We start from the raw sequence: 11,519 nt of genomic DNA on the forward strand, positions 1-11,519 counted from the left end.
CAGGTTTGCAACAGAACATAACAATCAGACGGATTGGGCCGTGGTCTGGTCAGGAGCTTTCGGCCCGGTACTTACTCAAGCCAGCATACGTACGCTGTAGTCGGCTTGGTTCACTATCAGGCCAGATAAGCGCGCAGCATCCAGACCAGTTTTTCCTGCTGCTGCACATAGTCGGAGAGGATGGAGGCTGTGCCCTCATCACCGGCTTCGGCGGCTTGACCCAGAATGCGGCGCTGGGCGACCAGCAGTTCACGGAAGCTATCCAGCAGGGATTCGACACAGGCGCGGCCATCGTGCAGCCCTTTTTGCTCGGGGATGGCAGAGACTTTCAGATAGTCGCTGAAGCTGTGCATGGGCACGCCATCCAGGGTCAGGATCCGCTCGGCCAGTGCATCGACTTTCAGCAGCAGGTCGTTGTAAATCTCTTCAAATTTCAGGTGCAGTTCGAAGAACTGGTTGCCACGGATATTCCAGTGGAAGCCGCGCACGTTCATGTAGAGGATCTGGTAGCTGGCCAGCAATTTGTTCAACTCGGCTGCCAGGGCTTGTGATTGAGCAGTATCAAGACCAATCGGGCTTTTCATCATTCACCTCCAGATTTGGAAATCGGTTTGAAATTCTCTTTCGGAACGCAGTCAGAGTAACGCCTTGCAAAATGCAGGGACAATTGCTTGTGCCTAACTGTTTGATAGCTAAAGGCTATCAAACAGTGCGCAGCAACAGGGGCAATGGATGAGTATTAGGGGAAGTATTTTTCGAGCAGCGCCATCAGGATGGCCTGACACTCGCGGTCCGGTTTGCTATCGACCCTGCTGGCGCGAAAGTGGAGCTGAAAGGCGCCCATGACGGCGCGGCTCTGCTCATCCCACTGGCCAGTCTGGGGCAGGCCATAGCCATAGCGGGCCAGTTGCTGTTGCCACATGGCTGCATCCCAATCGGGCAAGGGGCTGGCCAGTAACTCGGCCACCCGACCTTCATCTGGCCAGGCGCCGACTCCGTACGTCAGATAGAGCTGGCGCCAGGGGAAGTGAGGGCCGGGATCCTGCTTGCGCTCGGGGGCGACATCGCTGTGGCCCAGCACCTGGGTCGGTGGAATCTGGTAGCGGGCGGCCAGCTCCCGGCTGAGTGCGCCGACGGCAGCAATCTGCTGCGGGGTATAGGGTTGCCAGCGGCGGGCATCGGGGGCCAGCGACTCATCTTCCGCTGGATAGCCGAGGTTGACGATCTCGATGCCAAGGGAGCTGGCATTGAGCCCGGCATATTGGTGCCAACGGCTGCGTCCCGCATGCCAGGCGCGCGCGCTGTCCGGCACCAGCTGATAGACCGGTAGCGGTGTTTCGTGGCTGTCGCGGGGGATCAGGTAGTGGGCGCTCACCTTGTGCTCCGGCTCGGTCAAGAGGCGCAGGGAATTGGCATCATCTTCGTCGGTGTAGTGGAGGATCAGAAAGGCGATCCGCTCGTTCTGGTTGGCGCTCTGATAGCGGGTCGAGAGCCGGTACTCGGACGGGGTACAGGCGCTCAGCAGTAGAACCAGTGGTAGAAAGAAGAGGGGAAGAAGACAGCGCCAGCGCCATCCCCCTGCTGCAGCCAGGTTGCTGAGCGTGGGAGGAGTGAGTCGCTGGCACATGTCGAAGGCTCTGTCTGGTCAGTCGCGCGGCTGGTTAGCCGCGGTATTTGGCCGTGAGGCCGATCAGGAAGTTGCGCAGGATCTGATCCCCGCAATCCTGATAGTGCTTGTGATCCTTGGAGCGGAACAGGGCACTGAGCTCGGACTTGGAGAGGTTGAAGTCGGCGAGTTTGAGGGTGCCGAGCATATCCTCTTCCTTGAAGTTGAGACCGATGCGCAGCTTGCGCAGGATCATGTTGTTGTTGATCCGGTTCGGGATCACCTGGGCCGGTGCATCTTCCCGCACGCCGCGGCGGGCGATGATGAAACCGTCGAGGAACTGGCTCAGGGCCGAGTCGGGACAGGCAACATAGCCTGCCTCTTGCTCTTCACCTTCCGCCGCCTCTTTCATCAACCAGCTGTGCAGCTGGGCGTGAGTGACCGTCAGGTTGCCCTTGGCAAACATCTCGACCATCTGGTCGTTGCTGATGGTGAGGGCGTAGCGCAGACGGCGCAGAATATCGTTGTTGGTCATGCTGACTCCTGTGTAAACGGCGCAACTTTACCATCTGGCAGCCCTCACGTCAGAAAAAGCGGGGGCCGCTACAGTTCAGGTCAAGCTCATCAAGCCCTGCCGAGATAGCGGGGCGCCTCCTGGCGCACCAGTTCCAGCGCATCTTGCAGCTCCAGCAGCTCGGGTTCCAGCTCGCTGACCGGCACGCCGTCACGCAGCTGTTGCTCCAGCTGGGAGAGCAGCCGTTGCAGTCCCGGCACCCCGGAATAGGCACAGCCGCCGTTGAGGCGATGGAGCTGGGCCAGCACTTCACTATCTTCAATTTCGCCAGCCAGCGCGCTATCCAGCACTGGCTCGACCTCGTCGAAACTGGCCAGCAGCATGGTCAGCATCTCTCTGGCGAGATGCTCTTTCCCTGCCGCCTGCCGCACCGCCAGTGCCCAGTCGATCTGTTGGGCACCATTATTCTGGTGGCGGCGATGGGCAAAGTCGGTGATGAGCTGGGCCAGCATGCTCTCGTCGATGGGCTTGGCCAGATAGTCGTCCATCCCCTGCCGGATCAGCCGCTCCCGTTCGCCGGGGATGGCGTGGGCGGTCACCGCCACGATCGGGGTGGTGGTGTTGAGGGACTGGTTGCGGATCGCCTGGGTGGCGCTGATGCCATCCATGATCGGCATCTGGATATCCATGAAGATGATGTCGAACGGCTGGCTCTGTGCCTGCTTGACCGCCTCCTTGCCGTTTTTGCACACCACCACCTGACTCACCATCTCCTTGAGCATGGCGGCGATCAGCTTGAGGTTGGCGGCGTTGTCGTCCACCGCCAGCACCTTGATCGGCTGCAACTGGCGCGGCGCAGGCTGAGCGGGCAGCTTCTGGCGGCTCGATTCCGGCGAGAGCAGGGCGTGCAGCAGCTTGCGGTGGTTGACCGGTTTGGAGAGACAGTGCTGGGCGCCATGGGCCAGCATAGCTTCATAGAGCGCCGGCTCGTGGCTGCTGAGCAGCACTATGGTGTTCTGCTGCTGGCCGTTCAGTTTGTCGAGGCGGCCGAGCACCTGCTGCGGCGTATGCAGGGTGCTGCTGCCGATGATCACCATCTCCTGCTCGCTCATCTCGGGCCAGGGATCATCGCTGGTCAGTGGGTGCACGTCGAGGTGCCACTCCGCCAGCAGGGCGAGCAGGGAGGCTTGCGCGAAGGGATCCGGTTCCAGCAGCCAGAGCCGTTTGCCACGGATCCGATCCAGCGGCGGTTGATCGGTCTGGGGCAGGGGGGAGACCTCCACATCCAGACTGAACGAGAAGATGGAGCCTTTGCCGAGCTCCGATTCGAAGCGGATCTGGCCGCCCATCTGCTGCACCAGCTTCTGGGTGATGACGAGGCCCAGGCCCGTGCCGCCATAACGGCGGGAGATGGAGGAGTCGGCCTGATTGAAGGCCTGGAATAGCTGATGTTGCTGCTCTTGGGAGATACCGATGCCGGTATCGCGGATCTGGACGTTGAGCCTCACTTTGTGGTTGCCACTGCCGGTCTGCTCGATATGGACATCCACGTTGCCCTGCTCGGTGAACTTGATGGCGTTGCCGGTGAGGTTGGTCAGCACCTGTTGCAGACGCATGGGGTCGCCGGTGAGGTAATCCGGCACATCGGCATCCACCCGCAGGGAGAGCTCCAGCTGCTTGTCGTGGGCGCTGGGGCCGAGCAGGTGCATGGTCTCGTTGAGGGTGTCGCGCAGGCTGAACGGGATATGTTCCAGCTGCAGCTTGCCCGCTTCCAGCTTAGAGAAGTCGAGGATGTCGTTGATGATGCCAAGCAGGTTGCGCGCCGATTTCTCGATGGTCTGCATGTAGTCGGTCTGGCTCGGGGTCAGGCTGGTTTTCAGCAGCTGGCGGGTAAAACCGATGACCCCGTTGAGCGGTGTACGAAGCTCGTGGGACATGTTGGCCAGAAACTCCGACTTGACCCGCGCCGCCTCTTGCGCCCGTTTCTTGGCCATGTCGAGTTCGACGTTCTGGATCTCGATCTGCTCCAGGGTTTCGCGCAGGTCAGAGGTGGCCTGATCGATATTCTGCTGCATCTCTTCGTGATATTCGGAGAGCGCCTTGGCCATGGCGTTGATGCCGTTTTTCAGCATATCCAGCTCGCCGGTGAGCTGGCCGCTGACCCGGGTATCGAGCCGCCCCTCCCTGATCTTGTGCACCGCCTGCACCATGTTGGTGATGGGTTGGGTCACGCTCTTGACCAGCCGGAAGCCAAACAGGGTACTGAAGGCCACCCCGATGAGCACCATGATCACCGCAAAGAAGGTGTCGCGGTACTGCAGCAGCATGGCCCTGTCGGTCGCCATCTGCATCGAGATGTAGCCGATCATCGGCGGCTCTACATCGCTGGGCAGCGGGAAGCCATCCAGACTGGTTTCAGCCTGGATCGGGGTGCGCAAAATGATGTCATCCCCCTGAAACGTCACGCTGGTCAGATCCGGAATGGGCTCGCCATCGGGCAGCCTGAGCCGGGTGAAATCCCGGTGGTAGTTCGAGGTGACGAACAGCTGGTTGTCCTGGGTGAAGACAGCGATGGACTTGATGAAGGGGGAGTTCTTGCGGTGGGTCAGGCCAATCAGCCGCTTGAGGGATTCTCGGCTGTGCTGGGTCATCCCGTATTCACTGGCGATCGCCAGCGGTTCGATGATGTTGATCCCCTGATCAATGAGGTTGTTTTCCAGCTGCTGGTAGCGGTGGAAGGTGAAGTAACCGGCCATCAGGCCACCGATGATCAGGGTGGGCAGGATGGTGAAGGCGAGAACGCGTGCTCTCAGGCCATATTTGGTCATACGAACAGGCCACCAGTGAACAGGGTTGGCGATAGGGTTGATGGCAATACACGGGCTCTGTGGCCGTATTTGGTCATACTATTATTCTTGTGGGACAATACCCGGCAGCAGATTCCACAATCATGACATAGCCACCTATAGGCACCAAGTTTTATGGCCCAGTTTTTCAAGCCCCAAAAGAAGTCCACCCAGCTCCAACGCATTGAATTTACGATAGACACTCTCGATCACCACTGCGTCGGTATCGGTCGCCATCAGGGCAAGGCGATCTTTGTCGAAGGGGCACTGCCCGGCGAGACCGTCAAGGCACGCATCACCGAAGAGAAAAAGCAGTATGGTCACGCCGCCTTGCAACAGGTGGTGACCCCGGCGGCCAATCGTATCGCTCCCTTTTGCAGCCATTATCGCGAGTGCGGCGGTTGCAGTGCCCAGCACATGTCGGTTGCCGATCAGCAAGCCGCCAAGGCGGCCGGACTGGTCAGCCTGTTCGAGCGGTTGGGCAACATCAAGGCGCCTGCGCTGGAGCCGGTACTGACCGGTGAAGATCGTGCCTATCGCCGGGTCTGTCGTCTGGCCATCAAATTTGACAAGAACGGTCGCTGCACCCGGGTCGGTTTCCGCCGTCGCAACAGCAACGATCTGGTGGAGATCGACAGTTGCCCTGTACTGGCTGAGCCGCTCTCTGCGCTGATTGCCCCGCTGCGTGAATGCCTCAATCGCCTCAAGAGCCAGCGCGAGCTGGGCCATGCGGAGCTTATCCAGGCGGAGCAGGGGATCATGATGCTGCTGCGCCACACCGGCCGCCCCAATGAGGCGGATCGCGCCCTGCTGGTGGAGTTTGCAAAAGCGCAGGGGATCGACCTCTATCTGCAGGCGGCCGATGATCGCATCGAAGCGCTGCAGCAACAATTTTCCCCATCCTACTCGCTGGATGGCCTGTCTCTTGCATTTGCTCCCGGTGATTTCATTCAGGTCAACGGCCCCATCAACCAGAGCATGGTTGAGCAGGCGCTGACATGGCTCGGGGCGAGCAAGGATGACAAGGTGCTCGATCTCTTCTGCGGCATCGGCAACTTCACCCTGCCGCTGGCCCGTCAGGCTCGCGAAGTGGTGGGTGTCGAAGGTGAACTGGCCATGGTGCAGCGGGCCGAAGAGAACGCCCGTCGCAACGGCATCACCAATGCCCGTTTCTACAAAGCTGACCTGAGCGATGACATCGTCGGCATGTCCTGGGCGCGGGAAGGGTTTGATCTGGTGCTGCTGGATCCGGCTCGCCCCGGTGCGCTGGAAGTGATGGGACACGTCGTGAAACTTTCCCCCAAGCGGGTGGTCTACGTCTCCTGTAACCCGGTCACCCTGGCGCGGGACAGTCAGGTACTGGTGAAAGGGGGTTACCGTCTGGTGCGCCTCGGCATGCTCGATATGTTCCCTCACACCGGTCATCTGGAGTCCATGGCGCTGTTTGAACGGGAGTAAATGACTCATCAGTACGGCGATGCAGATATGTAATCTGGCATGTCTGCGTCTGTTTGAGCTGATGTGATTGGGGTAATCTAGACCCTCGTCGTTCGGCAGGGCCTGTTGGCGCACTCTATTGTCTTTCTGGACAATATGCCTTGAAAAGTGCGCTGGATATCCCCATTTGAGGCAATCTCATGAGGGGAGAAAGTGACAGCTTTCGGCCCGATAATTTAAAGGATTGATACCATGGTTGCGGTTCGCGATATTCATTTGAAAGACAACTTCACCCTGGAAGAGTGGGTCAGCTCGCTCTCCTTGAGTGACAGTGAAAAGGATCAGCTGCGAACCGTCTACCAGTATTGTCTGACGCTCGGTGACGAGGCGCTGACCAGCAAGCTGCTGGTGCGCGGCATCGAAATGGTGGGCATCCTGCAGATGCTCAGCATGGATATCGGCACTCTCAAAGCCGCCATCATCTACCCCTTCGTCGAAGCCGGTCTCATCAGCCAGGAGCGGATGGACGAGGACTTTGGCTCCAAGATCGCCAAGCTGGTGGAAGGGGTGCTGGAGATGGAGGCCATCCGCTCCCTGCAGACTCTCCATCGCAGCGAAACCTCGCCGGAGCAGGTCGACAACGTGCGTCGCATGTTGCTCGCTATGGTCGAGGATGTGCGCGCCGTGGTGATCAAGCTGGCGGAGCGGATCGCCTGCCTGCGGGAAGCGAAGACGGCTGATGAAGAGACCCGGGTGCTGATGGCCCAGGAGATCACCAACATCTATGCGCCGCTCGCCAACCGTCTGGGCATCGGCCAGCTCAAGTGGGAGCTGGAAGATCTCGCCTTCCGTTACCTGCACCCGGATACCTACAAGCAGATCGCCAAGCAGCTCGACGAGAAGCGGCTCGACCGCGAGCGCTACATCCGCGAGTTTGTGCAATCCCTGCGTAATGGGTTGAAAGAGGCGGGAGTTGACGCAGAGGTGTACGGTCGCCCGAAACACATCTACAGCATCTGGCGCAAGATGCAGAAGAAGCACCTCGAATTCAACGAGTTATTCGACGTGCGCGCGGTGCGGGTAGTGACCAAGCGGTTGCAGGATTGCTATGCGGCGCTCGGTATCGTGCATACCCAGTTCCACCACATTCCCCGCGAGTTTGACGACTATGTCGCCAACCCCAAACCCAACGGCTATCAGTCGATCCACACCGTAGTGGTGGGGCCTGAGGGCAAGACGGTCGAGATCCAGATCCGTACCGACCAGATGCATCAGGATGCCGAGCTCGGCGTCGCGGCGCACTGGCGCTACAAGGAAGGGGCACAGGCTGGCGGCAAGGCCAACACCTTCGAAGACAAGATCGAGTGGCTGCGCAAGCTGCTCGCCTGGCAGGAGGATCTCTCCGAGAGCGGCTCCCTGCTGGAAGATCTGCGCAGTCAGGTGTTCGAGGACAGAGTCTACGTCTTCACCCCGAAAGGGGATGTCATTGACCTGCCGGCAGGCGCCACCCCGCTCGATTTTGCCTATCACGTCCACAGCATGATCGGTCACCGCTGCATCGGCGCGAAGATTGACGGCCGCATCGTGCCGTTCACCTATGCGCTGCAGACCGGCGATCAGGTGGAGGTGATCACCCAGAAAGAGCCGAACCCGAGCCGCGACTGGATGAACCCCAACGCCGGCTTCCTGCGCTCCAGCCGTGCGCGGGCCAAGGTGGCGACCTGGTTCAGAAAACTGGATCGGGACAAGAATATCGTGGCCGGTCGCGAGCTGTTCGAGAAGGAGCTGGATCGCCACAACCTCAGCATGTCCAAGATCGACAAGGGCAACATGCTGCGCCGCTTCAATCTGGAGAGCACCGACGATCTGCTGGCTGGTATCGGCAGCGGCGACATCCGCATCAACCAGGTGCTCAACTATCTCGACACCTGTTACAACAAGCCGACGGCGGAAGAGGAAGATCGCCGCCTGCTGGAGAAGCTGGAGCAGAAGGCCAATGCGCCGATGCGCCACAAGCCCAAGGATCACATAGTGGTGGAAGGGGTCGGCAACCTGATGACCCATATTGCCCGCTGCTGCCAGCCCATTCCGGGGGACTCCATTCAGGGCTTTATCACCATGGGGCGCGGTGTATCCATTCACCGGGAAGATTGTGAGCAGCTCAAGGAGCTGTCACGGCGCAACCCGGAGCGGCTGATCGATGCGGTGTGGGGGGAGAACTACTCCGGCGGCTATGGCCTCACCATCCGGATCATCTCCAACGATCGCTCCGGCCTACTGCGCGATATCACTACCGTGCTGGCCAACGAGAAGATCAATGTGATGGGGGTGCGTTCACGCTCCAACGTGCGCGAGCAGACCGCCGAGATCGACATGGAGCTGGAGATTTACAACATCAACGCCTTCAACCGGGCGTTGGCCAAGCTCAGTCAGCTTAACGACGTGATCAGCGCCAAGCGGCTTTGATATCGAACAGACCGGCCCCAGTGGCCGGTCTGTATTTATGACCCTTTTTGAACGAATTGAAAGCGAATATCTCATGTCTCAACGTTACGATCTGCCCCAACTGCTCGACATCATGGCTCGTCTGCGCGATCCGCAAAACGGCTGCCCCTGGGATCTGAAACAGAACTTCCAGACCATAGTGCCGCACACTCTGGAAGAGGCCTATGAGGTGGCCGATGCCATCGAGACCGAGGATTGGCAGGGGCTGAAAGGGGAGTTGGGCGACCTGCTGTTTCAGGTGGTGTTTTACGCCCAGCTGGGTAAAGAGCGGGGCTTGTTCGACTTCGCCGATATCGTCGATACGGTGAGCGAAAAACTCATTCGCCGTCATCCCCACGTTTTTTCCGATGTAGACCTTGGCGACGAGAAAGCGGTAAAAGCGAACTGGGAGGCGGAAAAAGCCAAAGAACGAGCGGCCCTCGACAAAGAGAGCGTGCTGGACGATATCCCGCAGGCGCTGCCTGCCCTGACCCGCGCCGCCAAAATTCAGAAACGCTGTGCCACCGTCGGTTTTGACTGGAAGACGTTGGGGCCTGTGGTGGACAAGATCCACGAAGAGATCGACGAGGTGATGGAAGAGGCATTGATGGCCGATGTGGACGAGGCGCGGGTAAGCGATGAGCTTGGCGACCTGTTGTTTGCCACCGTCAATCTGGTGCGTCATCTGGGCAAGGATCCGGAGCAGGTGCTGCGCGGTGCCAACGCCAAGTTCGAACGTCGCTTTCGTCAGGTTGAGCAGATAATCGCCGCAGAAGGCTTGAAAATGACCGATTGCACCCTCGAAAAGCTCGATGCCGCTTGGGATAAGGCGAAGGAAACCGAGCAAAGTTGATTTGGCGCAAGATGGGGGGGCGGTGAGCCTGATAGATTTTTGCTCATTGTTTGGGAGAGGGGTTTTTGGTATACTGTTTCCCCGTCCTGCTTCATCCCCGAAGCACCCCTTAAAATTCCCTAAACTTCTTTCAGGTTCAGCATGACGACCAAATATATTTTTGTTACTGGTGGCGTTGTTTCATCCCTCGGCAAAGGCATTGCCGCAGCTTCTCTGGCAGCCATTCTGGAAGCCCGTGGTCTGGATGTGACCATCATGAAACTGGACCCGTACATCAACGTGGATCCGGGCACCATGAGCCCGACCCAGCATGGTGAAGTGTTCGTAACCGAGGACGGGGCCGAAACCGATCTGGATTTGGGCCACTACGAGCGTTTCATCCGCACCAAGATGACCCGTCGCAACAACTTTACCACCGGCCGTATCTACGCCGACGTACTGCGTAAAGAGCGTCGTGGTGACTATCTGGGCGCCACCATTCAGGTTATCCCGCACATCACCAACGCCATCAAGGAGCGGGTGATTGCCGGTGCCGAAGGCCATCAGGTTGCCATCGTCGAAGTAGGCGGTACCGTGGGTGACATCGAGTCCCTGCCGTTCCTCGAAGCCATTCGTCAGCTGGCTGCCGAAGTGGGCCGCAACAACGCCATGTTCATGCACCTGACGCTGGTTCCTTACCTGGCCGCAGCCGGTGAAGTGAAGACCAAGCCGACCCAGCACTCCGTTAAAGAGCTGCTCTCCATCGGTATCCAGCCGGATGTGCTGATCTGCCGCTCCGACCGTGCCATTCCGGCCAATGAGCGCGCCAAAATTGCCCTGTTCTGCAACGTGCCCGAGCGCGCCGTCATCTCCATGAAAGACGTCGACTCCATCTACAAGATCCCGGCACTGCTCAAGTCCCAGAATCTGGACTCCTACTTCACCGAGCGTTTCGGTCTGGAGTGCAAAGAGGCTGACTTGTCCGAGTGGGAACAGGTTATTTACGAAGAGGCCAACCCGACTGGTGAAGTGACCATCGGTATGGTCGGCAAGTACGTCTCCCTGCCGGACGCTTACAAGTCCGTCAACGAGGCGCTCAAGCACGGTGGTCTCAAGACCCGTCACTCCGTCAACATCAAGTACATCGACTCTCAGGACATCGAGACCCGTGGCGCCGAGCTGCTGGAAGGTCTGGACGCTATCCTGGTGCCGGGTGGCTTCGGTGAGCGCGGTGTGGAAGGCAAAATTCTGGCTGCCCAGTATGCCCGCGAGAACAAGATCCCCTACCTGGGTATCTGCCTCGGCATGCAGGTTGCCATGATCGAATTCGCTCGCAACGTGGCGGGTATGGAAGGGGCTCACTCCTCCGAATTCAAGAAAGATTGCGCGTATCCGGTCGTCGGCCTCATCACCGAGTGGGTGGATGAAGAGGGCAACGTCGAGACCCGTACCGAGAAGTCCGATCTGGGCGGTACCATGCGTCTGGGTTCCCAGCTCTGCCACCTGGTCGAAGATTCCAAGGTGCGTCAGATGTACGGCAGCCCGACCATTTACGAGCGTCACCGTCACCGTTACGAAGTCAACAACAAGCTGCTGCCGCAGATTGAAGCGGCAGGTCTGAAAGTGACCGGTCTCTCCGCCGACAAGAAGTTGGTGGAAATCATCGAGATCCCGGATCACCCCTGGTTCGTGGCTGCGCAGTTCCACCCGGAGTTCACCTCTACTCCTCGTGATGGCCACGCTCTGTTCGCCGGTTTTGTGAAGGCGGCAGGCGAGTATCAGAAGCGTAATTTGAAGTAA

The 11,519-nt window shown here is 59.2% G+C and carries 8 protein-coding genes; 4 read left to right on the forward strand and 4 right to left on the reverse strand.

Translation table 11 applies throughout. The annotated features are described in order from the left end of the window. Positions 1-116: 116 nt before the first annotated feature. The 4 genes from AB5Y85_RS16760 to barA form a co-directional block, all read right to left on the reverse strand. A complete protein-coding gene (locus AB5Y85_RS16760; protein WP_005362843.1) occupies positions 117-584 on the reverse strand; it encodes a Dps family protein in 468 nt (155 codons plus the stop codon). A 155-nt stretch (positions 585-739) separates the two neighbouring features. Next, on the reverse strand, positions 740-1,627 hold the full coding sequence (locus AB5Y85_RS16765; RefSeq protein WP_257687409.1) for an N-acetylmuramoyl-L-alanine amidase: 888 nt from the start codon (positions 1,625-1,627) through the stop codon (positions 740-742). Between the two features lie 34 nt (positions 1,628-1,661). Continuing rightward, positions 1,662-2,141 carry a DUF1456 family protein gene (locus AB5Y85_RS16770; RefSeq protein WP_005335594.1) on the reverse strand — a complete coding sequence of 160 codons (480 nt, stop codon included), beginning with the start codon at positions 2,139-2,141 and terminating at the stop codon, positions 1,662-1,664. 89 nt (positions 2,142-2,230) lie between these two features. Beyond that, positions 2,231-4,948, reverse strand: a complete 2,718-nt coding sequence (barA, locus tag AB5Y85_RS16775) for a two-component sensor histidine kinase BarA (RefSeq protein WP_257687410.1) — start codon at positions 4,946-4,948, stop codon at positions 2,231-2,233. Between the two features lie 153 nt (positions 4,949-5,101). Between barA and rlmD the strand changes: the two genes are divergently transcribed. The 4 genes from rlmD (at position 5,102) to pyrG (ending at position 11,519) form a co-directional block, all read left to right on the forward strand. Continuing rightward, the gene (gene rlmD, locus AB5Y85_RS16780) at positions 5,102-6,424 is read left to right on the forward strand and encodes a 23S rRNA (uracil(1939)-C(5))-methyltransferase RlmD (protein WP_100645155.1); all 1,323 of its coding nucleotides are present in this window, start codon (positions 5,102-5,104) and stop codon (positions 6,422-6,424) included. Between the two features lie 231 nt (positions 6,425-6,655). Continuing rightward, positions 6,656-8,869, forward strand: a complete 2,214-nt coding sequence (gene relA, locus AB5Y85_RS16785; RefSeq protein WP_005335588.1) for a GTP diphosphokinase — start codon at positions 6,656-6,658, stop codon at positions 8,867-8,869. Positions 8,870-8,942: 73 nt separating this feature from the next. Further along, positions 8,943-9,740: a nucleoside triphosphate pyrophosphohydrolase gene (gene mazG / locus AB5Y85_RS16790; protein ID WP_101529613.1), complete on the forward strand. Its 798-nt coding sequence runs from the start codon at positions 8,943-8,945 to the stop codon at positions 9,738-9,740. A 141-nt stretch (positions 9,741-9,881) separates the two neighbouring features. Further along, complete coding sequence (gene pyrG / locus AB5Y85_RS16795; RefSeq protein WP_005335584.1) at positions 9,882-11,519, forward strand: glutamine hydrolyzing CTP synthase; 1,638 nt, start codon at positions 9,882-9,884, stop codon at positions 11,517-11,519.

The sequence above is a fragment of the Aeromonas sp. R3-1 genome, assembly GCF_040908345.1.
In the GTDB taxonomy this organism is placed as follows: domain Bacteria; phylum Pseudomonadota; class Gammaproteobacteria; order Enterobacterales; family Aeromonadaceae; genus Aeromonas; species Aeromonas veronii.